16 protein-coding genes are annotated in these 17,048 nt (G+C 74.2%); 8 read left to right on the top strand and 8 right to left on the bottom strand.

The window, feature by feature from the left end; translation table 11 throughout:
- Positions 1-8 precede the first annotated feature (8 nt).
- The 3 genes from ACF09K_RS02220 to ACF09K_RS02210 all read left to right on the top strand — a co-directional run bounded on the left by ACF09K_RS02220 (position 9) and on the right by ACF09K_RS02210 (position 2,093).
- Complete coding sequence (locus ACF09K_RS02220; RefSeq protein ID WP_392240558.1) at positions 9-596, top strand: HD family hydrolase; 588 nt, start codon at positions 9-11, stop codon at positions 594-596.
- Between the two features lie 197 nt (positions 597-793).
- Complete coding sequence (locus tag ACF09K_RS02215) at positions 794-1,204, top strand: VOC family protein (RefSeq protein ID WP_392240557.1); 411 nt, start codon at positions 794-796, stop codon at positions 1,202-1,204.
- An 85-nt stretch (positions 1,205-1,289) separates the two neighbouring features.
- Entirely contained in the window at positions 1,290-2,093 is an 804-nt protein-coding gene (locus ACF09K_RS02210; protein ID WP_392240556.1) for a TetR/AcrR family transcriptional regulator, read from the top strand.
- Positions 2,094-2,103: 10 nt separating this feature from the next.
- Here the strand turns inward: ACF09K_RS02210 and ACF09K_RS02205 are convergent, their stop codons facing one another.
- Positions 2,104-4,557 carry an MMPL family transporter gene (locus ACF09K_RS02205; RefSeq protein ID WP_392241008.1) on the bottom strand — a complete coding sequence of 818 codons (2,454 nt, stop codon included), beginning with the start codon at positions 4,555-4,557 and terminating at the stop codon, positions 2,104-2,106.
- Between the two features lie 162 nt (positions 4,558-4,719).
- On the opposite strand from ACF09K_RS02205, the gene ACF09K_RS02200 reads away from it, so the two are divergent.
- Positions 4,720-5,472: a response regulator transcription factor gene (locus ACF09K_RS02200; RefSeq protein ID WP_392240555.1), complete on the top strand. Its 753-nt coding sequence runs from the start codon at positions 4,720-4,722 to the stop codon at positions 5,470-5,472.
- Entirely contained in the window at positions 5,469-6,908 is a 1,440-nt protein-coding gene (locus ACF09K_RS02195) for an ATP-binding protein (RefSeq protein ID WP_392240554.1), read from the top strand. The genes ACF09K_RS02200 and ACF09K_RS02195 overlap by 4 nt, the downstream gene beginning before the upstream one ends.
- 64 nt (positions 6,909-6,972) lie before the next feature.
- Here the strand turns inward: ACF09K_RS02195 and ACF09K_RS02190 are convergent, their stop codons facing one another.
- Complete coding sequence (locus ACF09K_RS02190) at positions 6,973-8,286, bottom strand: metallophosphoesterase (protein ID WP_392240553.1); 1,314 nt, start codon at positions 8,284-8,286, stop codon at positions 6,973-6,975.
- 104 nt (positions 8,287-8,390) lie between these two features.
- On the bottom strand, positions 8,391-8,630 hold the full coding sequence (locus ACF09K_RS02185) for an SCO4848 family membrane protein (protein ID WP_392240552.1): 240 nt from the start codon (positions 8,628-8,630) through the stop codon (positions 8,391-8,393).
- Positions 8,631-8,721: 91 nt separating this feature from the next.
- Here ACF09K_RS02185 and ACF09K_RS02180 point away from each other — a divergent pair, with 91 nt between their 5' ends.
- Positions 8,722-10,101 (top strand): D-alanyl-D-alanine carboxypeptidase family protein, encoded by a 1,380-nt coding sequence (locus ACF09K_RS02180; RefSeq protein WP_392240551.1) that lies wholly within the window; start codon positions 8,722-8,724, stop codon positions 10,099-10,101.
- Here the strand turns inward: ACF09K_RS02180 and ACF09K_RS02175 are convergent.
- The 3 genes from ACF09K_RS02175 to ACF09K_RS02165 form a co-directional block, all read right to left on the bottom strand.
- Positions 10,055-10,993: a YihY/virulence factor BrkB family protein gene (locus ACF09K_RS02175; protein ID WP_392240550.1), complete on the bottom strand. Its 939-nt coding sequence runs from the start codon at positions 10,991-10,993 to the stop codon at positions 10,055-10,057. The two genes, ACF09K_RS02180 and ACF09K_RS02175, sit on opposite strands and share 47 nt — an antisense overlap.
- A 159-nt stretch (positions 10,994-11,152) precedes the next feature.
- Positions 11,153-12,175 (bottom strand): decaprenyl-phosphate phosphoribosyltransferase, encoded by a 1,023-nt coding sequence (locus tag ACF09K_RS02170; protein ID WP_392240549.1) that lies wholly within the window; start codon positions 12,173-12,175, stop codon positions 11,153-11,155.
- Positions 12,168-12,719, bottom strand: a complete 552-nt coding sequence (locus tag ACF09K_RS02165; protein ID WP_392241006.1) for a phosphatase PAP2 family protein — start codon at positions 12,717-12,719, stop codon at positions 12,168-12,170. The genes ACF09K_RS02170 and ACF09K_RS02165 overlap by 8 nt, the downstream gene beginning before the upstream one ends.
- 186 nt (positions 12,720-12,905) lie before the next feature.
- Here ACF09K_RS02165 and ACF09K_RS02160 point away from each other — a divergent pair, with 186 nt between their 5' ends.
- Positions 12,906-14,255, top strand: coding sequence for an FAD-binding protein (locus ACF09K_RS02160; RefSeq protein WP_392240548.1), 1,350 nt, complete (start codon positions 12,906-12,908; stop codon positions 14,253-14,255).
- Between the two features lie 29 nt (positions 14,256-14,284).
- Positions 14,285-15,040, top strand: a complete 756-nt coding sequence (locus ACF09K_RS02155) for a decaprenylphospho-beta-D-erythro-pentofuranosid-2-ulose 2-reductase (RefSeq protein ID WP_392240547.1) — start codon at positions 14,285-14,287, stop codon at positions 15,038-15,040.
- Positions 15,041-15,068: 28 nt separating this feature from the next.
- Here ACF09K_RS02155 and ACF09K_RS02150 read toward each other — a convergent pair whose 3' ends face one another.
- Positions 15,069-15,662 (bottom strand): 2'-5' RNA ligase family protein, encoded by a 594-nt coding sequence (locus tag ACF09K_RS02150; RefSeq protein WP_392240546.1) that lies wholly within the window; start codon positions 15,660-15,662, stop codon positions 15,069-15,071.
- A gap of 183 nt (positions 15,663-15,845) precedes the next feature.
- Positions 15,846-16,859, bottom strand: coding sequence for a tryptophan--tRNA ligase (gene trpS, locus ACF09K_RS02145; protein WP_392240545.1), 1,014 nt, complete (start codon positions 16,857-16,859; stop codon positions 15,846-15,848).
- Positions 16,860-17,048 lie beyond the last annotated feature (189 nt).

Below are 17,048 nucleotides of genomic sequence, written 5' to 3'. Positions count from 1 at the left end.
CGCATTTCATGGCGGACGCAGAGCATGAGCAGGAGCAGGCGAAGGGCACCACAGGCTTCCTGCTGGAGATGGGGATGCTCAAGCGCGCCAAACGATCAGGGTGGTGGATCGCCGGGGTGAAGGACCCCGAGACGATCGCCGAGCACTCGTTCCGCGTGGCGCTCATCGGCTCCGTGCTCGCCATGATGGAGGGCGCCGACCCTGCGAAGACGGCGCTCCTCGGGCTCTGGCACGACACCCAGGAGACCCGCGTCGGCGACATCCCGCACATCGGTCGCCGCTACCTCGAAGCCGCCGGCAACGAGAAGGTCACCGCAGACCAGGTATCTGCCGCGCATCCGGCGGTGAAGGCCGGGGCACAGCGGATCGTGGAGGAGTACGAGAACGGCGACTCCCTCGAAGTGGTCTGCGCGCACGACGCGGACAAGCTCGAATGTCTCCTCCAAGCCGTCGAGTACCGCGAGCAGGGCTGCTCGAACGTCCAGCCCTGGATCGACAGCAGCCTCGCGAAGCTCAAGACGGCCTCCGCCCGGTCCCTCGCCGACGCCGCGCTCACCATGACCTCGATCGAGTGGCAGCAGACTTACCTCCGCTGAGCCGGACGGCCGGCAGCCAGATGTAGCGAGCATATGGGCCTCGGCTGTTCCGAGCCCGACGCCGCAGCTCCCTCCCCGCCCTGCATCGCGGACCGACGCTTCACCTCCTGCACGCACACCGTCATCGGCTGCACGGACCGCACGAGGACGTGCCGGAAATCATCCGATTCAATCGACTCCCCACCTATTCTGACGTTATGTCAGACGACCAGTCCTACGAACTGCTCGGGTTCGACAACGTCCTGCTGCCCGTCGGGGACCTCGGCCAGGCCGTGGGGTTCTACGAGCGGGCCGGGTTCTCGGTGGCGTTCCGGTTCGACGAGGCCGGGATCGCGTTGCTGAAGGTCGGGGGCGAGACGCCCGGCGTCCTGCTGCGCGTGGAGGAGGCGCTCGGGCACCGGCCGCCGCCGTGGGCCTGCCCGCGCCTGTGGCTGGAGGTGCCGGACGCGCGCGCGGCGGCCCGCGCGCTGGCGGACGCGGGCATCCGGCCCCTCGACGAGCCGTTCCCGGGGGCCACCGGCTGGACCGTCGAGGTCGCCGACCCCTGGGGGAACGTCCTCGGCCTCACGGACTACTCCAAGCGGCCGGAGCTGGGCCGCCGGACGTGACGGGGGGGGGCGGGGCGCGCGGGGCCGGGTCCGCGCGCCCCGCCGGTGACGGCGGACCCCACCCCCACTGACTAGGCTCCCTCCCGTGCCAGCGAACGACGACGGCCCCGCCGAGGCCGCTCCCCCGACCCGGTCCTCCGAGGCCGCCGCCCCGACCAAGTCGGAGCAGACCCGCGCCCGGATCCTGGAGACGGCGATGCGGCTGTTCCAGGAGCGCGGCTACGACCGGACCACGATGAGGGCGATCGCGCAGGAGGCCGGGGTCTCCGTCGGCAACGCGTACTACTACTTCGCCGGCAAGGAGCACCTGATCCAGGGCTTCTACGACCGGCTCGCCGCCGAGCACCGGGCGGCGATCGGGGAGCTGCTGGAGCGGGAGACGGACCTGGAGGCGCGGCTGGCGGGCGTGCTGCGGACCTGGCTGGACGTGGCCACGCCGTACCACGAGTTCGCCGTGCAGTTCTTCAAGAACGCCGCCGACCCGGACAGCCCGCTCAGCCCTTTCTCCCCGGAGTCGGAGCACGCCCGCAACGAGGCGATCGGCGTCCACCGGACGGTGCTGGCCGGTTCGAAGGCGAAGGTGCCGGAGGAACTGCGCGAGGTGCTGCCCGAGTTGATGTGGCTGGCCCAGATGGGTCTCGTCCTGTACTGGATCTTCGACCGCACCGAGGGCCGCGAGCGCAGCTACCGCCTCGCCGAGCGGGGCGCGCGCCTCACCGCGCGCGGTGTGGCGCTGGCCCGCTTCCGGGTGCTGCGGCCGCTCGTCCACGAGGTGCACGAGCTGTTCACGGACTTCCTGCCCGGCATGACGAAGGCCCTGCCGGACCCGGCGAAGAAGCAGAAGGGGGAGAAGGGGGAGGGGGAGCAGCCGCCGGGCCCGGTCGAGTAGGTGCTCCGCGTCAGCGCGGTGCGTCCACCTCCCCCGGCTCCAGTTCCACGTCGACGACCAGCGGCTCGCCCGCGACCAGCACCTGCCGGGCGCGCGAGGCGTACGCGTGCGCCGTCGTGGCCAGCAGGTACGTCCCCGGTGCGGGGACCGAGAGGACGTAGGAGCCGTCGGCGAGCGAGACGACGCGGTCCAGCTGCCGTCCGCCCGCCGACATCAGGGTGACCGCCGCGCCCTCGACGGGACCGCCTGCCGGGTCGCGCACCTGGCCGTGGACGACCGAGGCGGGGCCGCCGGCGTGCGCGGCGGTTTCCCCGGCCTCCCCTGCCTTCACGACCTTCCCTGCCTCCCCGGCCTCCCCGGGCTCCTCCCGCGGCTCCACCGCCAGGTGCGGCAGCCGCTTGTCCAGCCAGGCCGGCAGCCACCAGTTGGACGTGCCGAGCAGGTGCATCGCGGCCGGGACGAGGGCCGTGCGCAGGACGAACGCGTCCAGCGCGACCGCCGCCGCCAGGCCCACGCCCGCCATCGCGGCGCCCGAGTCGCCGCTGAGGACGAACGCGAGGAACACGCAGACCATGATCAGGGCGGCGGAGTTGATGACCCGGCTGGTCTCGGCGAGGCCGACGCGCACCGCGCGGGCGTTGTCGCGCGTGTGCACCCACTCCTCGTGCATCCGGCTGACCAGGAAGACCTGGTAGTCCATCGACAGGCCGAACAGCAGGGACAGCATGATCACCGGCAGGAAGGCGTTGATCGGGCCCTCCTTGCCGAGGCCGAGCAGGTCGAGTCCCCAGCCCCACTGGAAGACCGCGACGAGCACCCCGAAGGAGGCCGCCGCCGCGACCAGGTTCATCACGGCCGCCGTCAGCGGCACCACCAGGGAGCGGAAGGCCACCAGCAGGAGCAGGAAGCCCAGGCCGATGATCGTCGCGACGAACAGGGGCAGGCGGTCCCCGGTGACGGTCGCGAAGTCCTTGGAGACCGCGGTGACCCCGCCGACGTGCGCCTCGACGCCGGCCCCCGGGATCACCTCGTCGCGCAGGCGGTCGATGAGGGCGTCCGTCTCCTCGGACTGCGGCGAGGTCGTGGGGACCACCTGGACGACGGTGACGCCCCGGGCGGACGGCAGCGCGGTGACCCGGGCGACCCCCTCCGTGGCCCCGATGTCCCGGACGAGGGCGGTGGCGTCGCCGTCCGGGACGACCACCTGGAGCGGGCCGTTGAAGCCCGGTCCGAAGCCCTCGGCGAGCAGGTCGTAGGCCTGCCGGGTGGTCGTGGTGGTGTCGTCGTTGCCCTGGTCGGTGGCGCCCAGGCGCAGCGAGAGGACGGGCAGGGCGAGGACGGCCATGACCGCCAGGGCGAGCACGGCGACCCGCCACGGCCGCCGCTGCACGGCCGCCGACCAGCGCGTGGCGAGCCCTGTCGCCTTCTCCGGCTCGGGGCCGGTCGCCGCGAGCGTCCGCCGCTGCCGGCGGCTGAGCACGCGCGGGCCGAGGAGGCCGAGCAGCGCGGGGAGCAGCGTCGTGGCGGCCAGGACGCTGAGGACGACCGTGAGGGAGGTGCCGATGACGACGCCGTCCAGGAAGCGCAGGTTCGTCACCAGCATCCCGGCGAGCGCGATGCACACCGTGCCGCCCGCGAACAGCACCGCGCGGCCGGAGGTGTCGAGGGCGGTCACCGTCGACTCCTCCGGGTCCATGCCGCGCAGGACGCCCTTGCGGTGCCGGGTGACGATGAACAGGGCGTAGTCGATGCCGACGCCCAGGCCGATCAGCGAGGACAGCAGCGGCGCCAGGTCCGGGATGTCGGTGACGTGGCTGAGCAGCTGGGTGGAGAACAGGCCGGTGCCGACACCGAAGACGGCCACGCCGATCGGCAGCAGCATCGCGAACAGCGAGCCGAAGGCGAGGAACAGCACGACCGCCGCGGCGGCCAGGCCGACCATCTCGGCGAGGCCGGTCGGCGGCTCCTGCACCCGCTGGACGGCCTGTCCGCCCACCTCGACGTCGAGGCCGTCGCGCCGCGCGTCACGCGCGGTGTCGACGACGTCCTGGACGAGCTCCTTGGGCACGGCGTTCGCCTGGTCGGTGAAGGTGACCTGGGCGTAGGCGATCCGCCCGTCCCGGCTGACCTGGGCCGCGCCCCCGGCGCCCGCGTACGGGCCGGTGACGCCGCCGACGCCCGTCATGCCGGCGATCTCCTCCAGCGCGGGCTGGATCCGGGCCCGTACCGCCGCGTCCCGGACCGAGCCCTCGTCCACCTTCCAGACGACCGTGTCGACGTCGCCCGCGCGCGCGGGGAACGCCTCCTCCATCAGGTCGTACGCCTTCTTGGAGTCCGTGTCGGGGAGGGAGAACACGTTCGCGTAGTCCGTGCCCGCGGACGAGGCCGAGAAGCCCAGCCCGCACAACGCCCCCACCCACAGCAACAGGACCACCAGCCGGTGCCGGTAGCACCATCGCGCCAATGCCGCCACGCTTCCGCTCCTTCGTCGTCGGTCGGTCCCCCGGGTCCTGACCGACAGGATCGGCGCCGGCGCGCGCGTGCGGCGGCCGACTCCCCGGACTCTCAGGAAACTCCAAAGCGGGAGGCGGTCCCGCCGGCGGCGGCCGCGCCGATACTGGAGGGCATGACGACGGCCCCCGGCACCGTGCTGGTGGTGGAGGACGAACCGAGCATCGCGGACGTCCTCGCCATCGCCCTGCGCTTCCACCGCTTCGAGGTCCTGACCGCGGGCACCGTCCGCGAGGCCCTCGCCCTCGCCGACCCGGTCTCCCCCCACGCGCGCGCGGGCTCGCGCGACGGGAGGCCGCCCGTCGACGTGGCCCTGCTCGACGTGATGCTGCCGGACGGCGACGGGCGGGCCCTCGGGCGGGAACTGCGCGCGCGGCGGCCGGAGCTGGCCCTGGTCTTCCTGACCGCGCGGGACGCGCCCGCGGAGATCGTCGGCGCCCTCGGCTTCGGCGACGACTACATCACCAAGCCGTTCGACATCGACGTGGTCGTCGCCCGCGTCACGGCGGTCCTGCGCCGCACCCTTCCCCGCGCCCGCGGCGGAACCCCGGCCGGCGACGTCCTCCCGCGGCGCCCGCCGCTGCGCTACGGCGACCTGGAGCTGGACGAGGCGACGTACTCGGTGCACCGCGCGGGCCGCGCCGTCGAGCTGACCCCCACCGAGTACGCGCTGCTGCGCTTCCTGGTGCGCAACGGCGGCCGGATCGTGCCCAAGGAGCAACTCCTGCGCCACGTCTGGCAGTACGAGCACGCCCCGGCCGAGTCGACCGTCGTCGAGACGTACATCAGCTATCTGCGGCGCAAGCTCGACGCGCTGGGACCGCCCGTGATCACCACCCGGCGGGGCGTGGGATACGGGCTGGCGTGAGGCGGCCGCACCGGCGCGGCACGCACTCCCTGCGCGTGAAGCTGACGGCGGCCAACGTGGTGCTGCTCGCGCTCGGCATCATCGCCGCGACCGCCGTCAGCCTGATGACCATGCGGCACTACCTGCTGGACCAGGCCGACTCCGAACTGACCAAGACCCGTGCCTCGCTGAGCGGTTCGGGCCTGACCCTGCGGAAGATCGACTCGCTGAGCGCGCTCGGCTTCGTCCGCGACCGCCTGATGCCCGAGCGGTCCGGGGAACTGCCCGCGCCCGACTCCGTCTTCGCCGCCGTCGGCCGCGACGGCGAGGCGGTGGCGGTCTTCGGCGTCGCGCCGACCGACACCCAGACCGGGCTGGCGCGGGCCGTGGACGACCCCGCCGCCCTCGCCCGCGACCCGGAGCCGCACGACGTCACCGTGGCGGGCGCCGCCTACCGGGCGACCGCGATACGGCTCTCCGACGGCACCTGCATCCTGCTGGCCGTCTCCACCGACGCCGTGCACAAGGGCATGGTCAAGGCGCTCAAGCTCGACCTGGCCGTGGGCACCCTGCTGCTGGCGCTGCTGGCCTGTCTGACGCTGTTCAGCGTGCGGCGGCGGATGCGGCCGCTGGAGGACATGGTGGAGACCTCCTCGGCGATCGCCGAGGGCGACCTCACCCGGCGGGTGCCCTCCCGCCACGACCCCACCCAGGAGGTCGAGCAGTTGCGCCTCGCGCTGAACTCGATGCTCCAGCAGGTGGAGACGGCGTACCGCACGCGCGAGCGCAGCGCGGCCCAGCTGCGCCGGTTCGTCGCGGACGCCTCGCACGAGCTGCGCACCCCGCTGTCCGCGATCCGCGGCTACCTCCAGCTGTACGACCGGGGCATGCTGCGCGATCCGGCCGAGCGGCGGCGCGCCTGGGACCGGATGAACGGCGAGGTGGACCGCATGGGCCGGCTCGTCGACGAGCTGCTCGTCCTGGCCCGCCTCGACCAGCGGCCCGAGCTGCGGCTGCGCGACGTGGACGTGAGCCGGCTGGTGCGGGACGCGGCGCAGGACCTGCGGGCCCAGCAGCCGGAGCGGCCCGTCACGGTCGACGCGGCCGGCACGGTCCTGGCGCGGGCCGACGAGTCGGGGCTGCGCCAGGTCCTCGGCAACCTCCTGGCCAACGTGCGCACGCACACGCCCGCCGACGTGCCGGTCCTGCTGGCCGTGGAGCACGCCGACGGCGTCGTGAGGCTGTCGGTGCGGGACGAGGGGCCGGGGCTGGCCGCGGAGGACGCGGCGCGGGTCTTCGACCGCTTCTTCCGCGCGGGCGGCGGCGCGGGCAGCGGGCTGGGCCTGGCGATCGTGCAGGGCGTGGTGGACGCCCACGGCGGCGAGGTGGACGTCCGCACGGCGCCGGGCGAGGGCCTGACGGTGACGGTACGGCTGCCGGACCGGGCGAGCGCCTGACCGCTACGACACGACCGCCGGACCGGGCGGCGGAGTGCGGGCGGGGGCGGTCCGCGGGCGGTGCTCAGGCCTGCTTCGACGCCAGTTCGACGACCGTGATGTCGGAGGGGGCGCCCACGCGCGTGGGCGGGCCCCAGGCGCCGGCGCCGCGCGAGACGTAGAGCTGGGTGTCGCCGTAGCGCTCCAGGCCCGCGACGGTCGGGTTCGCGGCGGCGGCGAGGAGGTTGCCGGGCCAGAGCTGGCCGCCGTGGGTGTGGCCGGAGAGCTGGAGGTCGACGCCGTGCTCGACGGCGTCGTGGATCTGCACGGGCTGGTGGGCGAGGAGCACGCACGCGCGGGCCCGGTCCCGGTCGCCGAGGGCCTTCGCGAAGTCGGGCCCCTGCCCCTCGCTCTCGCCCGCGACGTCGTTGACGCCGGCCAGGTCGAACCACGGCAGTTCGGTCCGCGCGTTCTCCAGGGGCAGCAGCCCGAGCCGCCGCACCTCCTCGACCCACTGCCCGGCGCCGGAGAAGTACTCGTGGTTTCCGGTGACGAAGAAGCTGCCGTGCCGGGCCCGCAGCCGCGCGAGCGGGGCCGCCGCCGGGCCCAGGTCCTTCACGCTGCCGTCGACCAGGTCGCCGACGACCGCGATCAGGTCGGGCTGCGTGCCGTTGACGGTGTCGACGACCTTCTGCGCGAAACCGCGGCCGAGGACCGGGCTCAGGTGGACGTCGCTGACGACCGCGATCCGGTAACCGTGCGCCGCGCGCGGCAGCTTGGCCAGCGGGACCGTGACCCGCTTCACCCCGGGACCCCGCAGCACGCCGTAGGTGCCGTACCCGACGGTCCCGGCGGCGGCCGCGGCCGCGGCGCCGCCGACGACGCGGGAGACGAACAGGCGGCGGGAGGGGCCGGCGGGGCGCGGTGAGCCGGTGTCGCCGAGGGGCCGCGGCTCCTCGGACGCCCCGGGGCCGGGCGGGGCCGGCGGCACGGGCGTCCCGGCTCCGGACGGCGACGGCGGCACGGTCTCGGGCTCCTCGTCCCGCGTCGCCACCGGCGCCGGCGTCCGGGCGGCCGCCCGCCGCTCCAGGACACGCCGCAGCAGCGGGCGTACGGCCTCGCCCGCCAGGACCGCCAGGACCAGGTACATCGACAGCGCCAGCCACAGGAAGCCGGGCCAGGCCAGGACGCGCTGGAGCCAGAAGGGGGCGCCGGCGCGTTCGGCGACCAGGGCGCCGACGGCGAGGGCCCAGCCGCCCGCGATCAGCACCGCGCCGCCGCGCCGGACCCGGCCGGGGGCGCGGGTCGTGTCGTGGAACAGGCGGCGCCACAGGTACCAGTTGGCCACGACGACGACCGCCAGGACGGCCAGGGCGAGCAGCACGAAAAGGATGGCCACGGTCTTCGTATCCCCCGCTGTGGGCTTCGGTCGCCGGGCGTGCGGCGTCGGATGTCGGGCGTCGGGCTGTGCGTGGGGCTACGGCGCCGGGCTATGGCGCCGGGCTATGAGGTTCGCCGCAGGGCGCGCAGTCCGCGCAACCCGATGGCCCCGACGACCGTCCCCAGTACGAAGGAGACGACGGCGAGCGTCAGGTGGACCCAGAAGTAGGCCGTGGGGTCGCCGTCGTCGAACGCGAGCCCGCTGCCGTCCTTGATCAGGTTTTTGACGAAAGTGACCCAGATGACCCAGCTCCACACCCCGAAGGCGAGAAGGAACCAGGACACCGGTCGGCTGAGCTTCATGCGTTCAGTATCGCCGCCCGCTGTCCGGTTCCATGAGGGGGGTGGGGAGGGGGGCGGGACTTCCCGTCGTGCGCCCGGTACTTTCTCCGTCGTGCCCGCACCCCTGAAGCGGACCGCCAGGCGAACCCTGCTGGTCACCTCCGCGACCCTCGCGTCCCTCGCGCTGACCGCGCCCGTGTCCACGGCCGCGCCGACCCCGTCGCCCTCGGCCCCGGCCCCGGCCTCCGGTTCGCCGTCCGCCGCCGCCTCGGCATCGGCCTCCCCCTCGGCCTCCCCCTCCGTCCCCTCCGCCTCGGCCGGCGCGTCCGCCGCTCCCCCGGCGGGGATGTCGTCGCTGGGCGGCGCCCGCCTCGGGCAGGCCGGGACGCAGGTCCAGCTCGCCGGCGGCGCGCCGGTGCTGCCGAAGGACCTCACCGCGCGGTCCTGGATCGTCGCGGACGCCGAGTCCGGCGAGGTGCTCGCCGCGCACAACGCGCACTGGCGGCTGCCCCCGGCGAGCACCCTGAAGATGCTCTTCGCCGACACCGTCCTGCCGAAGTTCCCCAAGGCCACGCAGTACAAGGTCGAGACGAAGGACCTGGAGGGGGTGGGCGCCGGCTCCAGCATGGTCGGGATAAAGGAGGGCGAGACCTACTCGGTCCACGACCTGTGGCTCGGCGTCTTCCTGCGCTCCGGCAACGACGCCGTGCACGTCCTGTCGGCCATGAACGGCGGCGTCGCGGCCACCGTGCAGCAGATGAACGAGCACGCCGACGAGCTGCAGGCCCTGGACACCGACGTGGTCTCGCCCGACGGGTACGACGCCCCCGGCCAGGTCTCCTCCGCCTACGACCTGACGCTGATCGCCCGTTCCGGCCTCCAGAAGCAGGACTTCCGCGAGTACTGCTCGACGCTCACCGCGAAGTTCCCGGGCGCCACGACGAAGAACAAGAAGGGCCGGACGGTCCGGGAGACCTTCGAGATCCAGAACACCAACCGGCTGCTGACCGGCGACTACGACATCACCCAGTACCAGGGCATCGCGGGCGTCAAGAACGGCAACACCACCAACGCGGGCGCCACCTTCACCGGCGTCGCCGAGCAGGGCGGACGGGTCCTGCTGGTCACGGTGATGAATCCGGAGAAGGACGACCACAACGAGGTCTACAAGGAGACCGCCGCCCTCTTCGACTGGGGTTTCCAGGCGGCCGGCAAGGTGACCCCGGTGGGCGAGCTGGTCCCGCCGCGCGGTGCCGTGCGCACCGGCGCGCAGCCCGGCGCGAACTCCGGCGAGGGCGGGGAGGCCGGGGAGGCCGGCGGCGTCGGCAACGTGTCCGAGCGGCCGGTGGCGGGCGCGGTCGCGAGGAACGGCTCCGGCGGCATGGGGACCGCCATGGCGATCGCGGGCGGGGCGCTGCTGCTGCTCGCCGGCGCGGCGTTCCTGGTCAACCGCCGATGGCCGCTGCCGGATCTGGTGCGCCGCCGCCGCTGACCCCGTCCGGGGCGCCGGACTCGGTGCCGGACCCGGTTTCGGCGCCGGCGGACCCCGTCGCGGTCCAGGCGGCGCAGAACAGGACCAGTTTCGCCGTGAAGTTGATCCACAGCAGCAGGGCGATGGGCACGCCGAAGGCGCCGTACATGCTCTTCGTGGCCACGCCCTGCAGATAGCCGCTGAGCAGCAGCTTCAGCAGTTCGAAGCCGACGGCGCCGGTGAGCGCCGCCACGATCAGGCGGCGGCGCGGCGGCTCCACGCCCGGCAGCAGCGTCAGGACGTACAGCAGCAGCAGGAAGTCGGCGAGGACGGCGACGGCGAACGCGGCGACGCGCAGCAGGATGCCGCCCCAGCCGGACTGGTCGACGCCCCCCTGCTCGATGATCCAGCCGACCATCGCCGAGGCGACGGTGGAGACGGCGAGGGTGACGAGGACGGCGCCGCCGAGTCCGAGGAGGATGCCGAGGTCCTTGAGCCTGCGCAGGACCGGGTTCTCCTCCTCGTCGGGCAGTTCCCACACCGCGCGCAGGCACTCGCGCGCGGAGCCGGCCCAGTTGACGCCGGTGAGCAGCAGGGCGGCGCCGGCGATGAGGCCGACGGTGCCGGCGTTCTGCACCAGGCTGTCGACGTTCAGCCGGTCGGAGATGCCGGGCACCTGGTCGGTGATCTTGTCCTGGAGTTCCTTCTGCCGCTCGGGACCGAGGGTGGCGGCACCGATCGCGGCCCCCACGGTGAGCAGCGGGAAGAGCGCGACGAAGCTGGTGAACGTCATCGCGGCGGCCAGCATCGTCCACCGCACCCGGTCCAGCCGCTCGTAGGACCGCCACGCGTGCGTGGTCGTCAGCCGCGCGATCCACGGCCCGATCCCGGGGAGCTTTTTCAGCCAGTCCATGATCCGACTCCCCTGGTGAGATGTGCGCGGTGCTCCGGCCGGACCCGCGTGCCGGTTCTTCTACCCGCGAATGCGCCCGACCTCCTCGAACCCCCCGAACCCCTCGAACCGGCGGACCGCGGCCGGCGGCGTGCGGCGTGCGGGCAGGCGGGCGGCGCGTCACCAGTCGGCGACCGCCAGACCGTACATGGTGAGCCAGACCAGGCCGATCACGGCGAGGGCGCGGTCGCCGAGGACGACCTCCTCGGGATCGCCCGCGGTGCCGCGGTCGGCGAAGACGGCGTAGCGCAGGACGGCCAGGACGAAGGCGACGACGGACAGCTGGCGCCAGGGCAGCACGCTGGCGTGCGGGACACCGCCCTCCTCCAGCGCCCACAGGCAGTAGCCGAGCACGGCGACGCCGGCCGCGAGCTGCCAGACGAAGCGCAGGTAGCCGGTGGTGTACTCGGTGAGCAGCGCGCGGGTGGCGCCCGCCGCCCCGGCCATCTGCACGGCCTCGGAGTAGCGCTTGGCCGACACCATGAACAGCGCCCCGAAGCCGGTGGTGATGAGGAACCAGCGCGACAGCGGGATGCCGAGCGCGAGCCCGCCGACCACGGCCCGCATCAGGAAGCCGGTGGTGACGACGACGAGGTCGACGACGAGGACGTGCTTCAGGCTGACGCAGTACGCCAGTTGCATGCCCAGGTAGGCGATGAGGAGCCCGGCGACGGCGGGTGCGGTCAGCCAGGCCGCGACGGCCGGCGCGAGCACCGCGAGGGCGCCTCCGGCGGCGTACGCGACGGGGACGGGGACCTGTCCGGCGGCGACCGGGCGGTGCCGTTTGGTGGGGTGGGCGCGGTCGGCCGCGGCGTCACGGGCGTCGTTGACGAGGTAGACGGCGGCGGAGCAGGCGGTGAACAGGGCGAGGACGAGGGCGAGTTCGGTGAGGGCGTGGACGGTGAACAGCTGCCCGGCCGCGGCGGGGGCGGCGACGACCAGGACGTTCTTGACCCACTGCTTGGGGCGGGCGGTGCGCAGCAGGCCGGCCGGGAGGGATCCGGCGGGCGCGGCGGGTCCGGGGTGCGCGCCGGGTCCGGTGTCCGCGCCGGGGTGGTGGGTGCGGCGGCCGGGGAGGGCGGGTTGCGGGGCGGGCGGCTCGGCGTGGCGGTGGGTTCCGGCGAGGGGCGCGGCCTCAGTCACGGACGCCTCCCCCGGCCCGGCGTGCGCCGGCTCTCACCCAGGGGGTGCCGACGCGCGCCGCGAGTGCCCCGAGGGCCGCTCCCGCGGCCACGTCGGAGGGGTAGTGGACGCCGACCACCAGGCGCGACAGGCACATCGCGGCGGCGAGCGGCGGCACGGCGTGCGCGCCGAGGGCGCCGTAGGCGACGGCGGCGGCCGCGGCCGAGGTCGCGTGCGCGCTCGGGAAGGAGTGGCGTCCGGCGGTGCGGACCAGGTGCTCGACATGGGTCGGGCGCGGGCGGCGCACGATCCGTTTCACGCCCATGCCGGCGAGGTGGGCGCCCGCGGTGAGCGCGGTGGCCCGCAGCCAGGCGCCGCGCCGGGCGCCGTCGAGGGCGGCACCCGCGAGGCCCGCCGCGAGCCACAGCGTGCCGTGCTCGCCCGCCCGGGACAGGGCGCGCGCGGCGGCCGCCAGGCGCGGATCGACGCCACGGGCGTGGATCGCGGTGAGGAGGCGGTGGTCGATGCCGGTCTCCGCGCCGGCCGTCTCGTCCATGTCGTCCATGTCGGCCGTTTCATCCATGCCGGCCGTTTCGTCCGTGTCGTCCAAGTCGTCCATGGGGATTCACTGTTCACGCCGAGCGCGCCGGATTCCCGTCACCATGGAGCGACATACCATTAATCACCCATTTCGGGGAGGATGGAATGTTTGAAAACTAATCACCCGCACAGGGGCGATACGGTCACCGACATGCCTGCCGAGACCGTTTCCGTCACGGGGTGGGGCCGCACCGCTCCCTCCACCGCCCGTCTGATCCGTCCCCGGACGTACGAGGAGGCCGTGGCCGCCGTCCGGGGCTGCGGGGCGCGCGGAGGCATCCCCCGGGGCCTGGGACGGGCGTACGGGGACGCGGCGCAGAACGCCGGCGGGGCGGTGCTCGACATGACGGGCCTCGATCGGATCCACGTCGTCGACGTGGCCGGCGGCAGCGTGCTGTGCGACGCGGGCGTCTCCCTGCACCGCCTCATGGAGGTCCTGCTGCCCCTGGGCTGGTTCGTGCCGGTGACCCCCGGCACCCGCTACGTGACCGTCGGCGGCGCGATCGGCGCCGACATCCACGGCAAGAACCACCACGTGTCCGGCTCCTTCTCCCGGCACGTCGTCTCCCTGGAACTGCTCACCGCCGACGGCACGGTCCGCACCGTCCGCCCCGGCACCGACCTCTTCGACGCGACCGCGGGCGGCATGGGCCTGACCGGCGTGATCCTCACCGCGACCGTGCGGCTGCGGCCCGTCGAGACGAGCCTGATGTCCGTCGACACCGAACGCGCGACCGACCTCGACGACCTGATGGCCCGGCTGACCGCCACCGACCACCGCTACCGCTACTCGGTGGCCTGGATCGACCTGCTCGCCCGCGGCGCCGCCACCGGCCGGGCCGTCCTGACCCGCGGCGACCACGCCCCCCTCGCCGCCCTGCCCGCCCGCGCGCGCCGCGCCCCGCTGTCCTTCCGCCCCGCCCGGCTCCCGGCCGCGCCCGCCTGCTTCCCCGAGGGGCTGCTCACGCGCCGCACCGTGGGCCTCTTCAACGAGCTCTGGTACCGCAGGGCGCCCCGCGCGCGCACCGGCGAACTCCAGCGGCTGTCCGCCTTCTTCCACCCCCTCGACGGGGTCCCGCACTGGAACCGCGTCTACGGGCGCGGCGGTTTCGTGCAGTACCAGTTCGTCGTCGGCCGCGGCCGGGAGGAGACCCTGCGCCGGATCGTGGACCGCATCGCGCGGCGGCGCTGCCCGTCCTTCCTCGCCGTCCTCAAGCGGTTCGGGGAGGCCGACCCCGGCTGGCTCTCCTTCCCCGTGCCCGGCTGGACGCTGGCCCTGGACGTCCCGGCGGGCCTGCCCGGTCTCGGCGCCCTCCTCGACGGACTCGACGAGGAGGTCGCCGCCGCCGGCGGGCGCGTCTACCTCGCCAAGGACTCCCGGCTGCGGCCGGACCTGCTCGCCGCGATGTACCCGCGCCTGGACGACTTCCGCGCGCTGCGCGCGGAGCTGGACCCCCGCGGGGTGTTCGTGTCCGACCTCGCGCGCCGGCTCGCCCTCTGAAACGCCCCCACACCACCCCAGGAGCAGTCGTGAAGGACGCCTTCGGCCTCCCCCAGTCCCTTCTCGTGCTGGGCGGCACGTCCGGGATCGCGCTGGCCACCGCGCGCCGCCTGATCGCCCGTCGTACCCGCACGGTCTGGCTGGCCGGACGCCCCTCGCCCGCCCTGGAGTCGGCCGCCTCGGACCTGCGCGCCCTCGGCGCCGACGTGCGCACCGTCGCCTTCGACGCCCTCGACCCCGGGGCGCACGAGGAGGTGCTCGGCAAGGTGTTCGCGGAGGGCGACGTCGACCTGGTGCTGCTCGCCTTCGGCGTCCTCGGCGACCAGGCCCGCGACGAGCGCGACCCGGCGGCCGCCGTGCGCGTCGCGCAGACCAACTACACGGGCGCGGTGTCGGCGGGCCTGGTCGCCGCCCGCGCGCTCCAGTCCCAGGGCCACGGCTGCCTGGTCGTCCTGTCGTCCGTCGCCGGCGAGCGGGCCCGCCGCGCCAACTTCATCTACGGCTCCAGCAAGGCCGGCCTGGATGCGTTCGCGCAGGGGCTGGGCGACGCGCTGCACGGGACGGGCGTCCACGTCATGGTCGTACGCCCCGGCTTCGTCCGCACGAGGATGACCGCCGGGCTGGCGGAGGCGCCGCTGGCCACCACCCCCGAGGAGGTCGCGGCGGCCGTCGAACGGGGACTGCGGCGGCGCTCGGAGACGGTGTGGGTGCCGGGGGTGCTGCGCGTGGTGATGTCGGGCCTGCGGCACCTGCCGCGCGGGGTGTTCCGCAGGCTGCCGGTGTAGGCGGCCGGCGGGACGTCCGACGGGACGTCTAGGGGGTGTCGATCAGCGGGCGGGGGAGGAGGTCGTGGTCGCCGTGGGCGGCCTGCGGGGGGACGAGGGGGCCGCCGAAGGCGTACTCGCGGAGCTTGCGCCAGACGCCGTCGGCGCCCTGCTCGTGGAGGCCGAAGCCGGTGCAGGACCATGCGGCCCGGTAGTCGGCGAGTTCCTCGTACGCGCGGTCCATCGCCGCCTCGTCGATGCCGTGCGCCACCGTGACGTGCGGGTGGTAGGGGAACTGGAGGTCGCGGGCGAGGGGCCCGGAGGCGTCACGGACCCGCTGCTGCAGCCAGGCGCAGGCCGAGACCCCCTCGACCACCCGCACGTACACCACCGGCGACAGCGGCCGGAAGGTGCCGGTGCCGTACAGCCGCATCGGGAACGGGCGGCCCGCCTCGGCCACCGCGGTCAGGTGCGCCTCGACGGCCGGCAGGGCGCCGGCGTCGATCTCGGTCGGCGGCAACAGCGTGACGTGGGTGGGGATGCCGTGAGCCGCGGCGTCGCCGAAGCCCGCGCGCCGCTCCTGGAGCAGGCTGCCGTGAGGCTCCGGGACCGCGATCGACACGCCGATCGTTACGGTCCCCACGTCGTCTCCTTCGTCGCGTCGGATGTGCCGGGCGGGCCGGGTGCCGCCCGGCACCCGGTTCGTACTCGGCCGTACTCGGTCGTACGGCTATCGACTGTACGGCCACGGCCGTGCTGAGGGCAGGCGCAGCGGCAGTGATGTGCAGCGCTCTGCCCGGTGGAACGTGCGTGCGGTGGTGCGCCCTCAGTGCTTGGCGGGCAGGAAGCCCACCTTGCGGTACGTCCGGGCCAGCGTCTCCCCGGCGACGGCACGGGCCTTCTCGGCGCCCTTGGCCAGGATCGAGTCGAGCGTCTCGGGGTCGTCCAGGTACTGCCGGGTGCGGTCCCGGAACGGCGTCACGAAGTCGACGACGACGTCGGCGAGGTCCGTCTTGAGGGCGCCGTACAGCTTGCCCTCGTACTGGCGCTCCAACTCCGGGACGCTCGTGCCGGTGAGGGTCGAGTAGATGCCGAGGAGGTTGCTCACGCCCGGCTTGTTCTCGGGGTCGTGGCGGATGACCGTGTCGGTGTCCGTGACCGCGCTCCTGACCTTCTTCGCGGTCGCCTTCGGCTCGTCGAGCAGGTTGATGAGGCCCTTCGGCGTGGACGCCGACTTGCTCATCTTGATCGACGGGTCCTGGAGGTCGTAGATCTTGCCGGTCTCCTTCAGGATGTACGGCTTCGGGACCGTGAAGGTCTCGCCGAAGCGGCCGTTGAAGCGCTCGGCGAGGTCGCGGGTCAGCTCGATGTGCTGGCGCTGGTCCTCGCCGACCGGCACCTCGTCGGCCTGGTACAGCAGGATGTCCGCGACCTGGAGGATCGGGTAGGTGAACAGGCCGACCGAGGCGCGGTCGGCGCCCTGGCGGGCGGACTTGTCCTTGAACTGGGTCATGCGGGAGGCCTCGCCGAAGCCGGTGAGGCAGTTCATGACCCAGGCGAGCTGGGCGTGCTCGGGGACGTGGCTCTGCACGAACAGCGTGCAGCGGTCCGGGTCGAGTCCGGCCGCGAGCAGCTGGGCGGCGGCCAGCCGGGTGTTGGCGGTCAGCTCCGCCGGGTCCTGCGGAACCGTGATCGCGTGCAGGTCGACGACCATGTAGAACGCGTCGTGGGACTCCTGGAGGGCCACCCACTGGCGGACGGCGCCGAGGTAGTTGCCGAGGTGGAACGAGCCTGCGGTGGGCTGGATCCCGGAGAGGACGCGGGGACGGTCATTCGCCATGCCCCCCATTGTCTCAGAGCCGCGGGGGTGGTTCTGGAGGGTGGTTCGGGGGGCGGGGGAAGCGGGGGCGGGGGCCGCCCCCCCCCCCCCCCCCCCCCCCCCCCCCGCCCCCCCCCCCCCCCCCCCCCCCCCCCCCCCCCCCCCCCCCCCCCCCCCCCCCCGGGGGCCCCCCCCCGCGAGACCCCGGCC

Source organism: Streptomyces sp. NPDC014882, assembly GCF_043081325.1.
Taxonomy (GTDB): domain Bacteria; phylum Actinomycetota; class Actinomycetes; order Streptomycetales; family Streptomycetaceae; genus Streptomyces.
The sequence above is the reverse complement of the archived record's forward strand: the minus strand, read 5'-3'. Positions and strand labels throughout refer to the sequence as shown.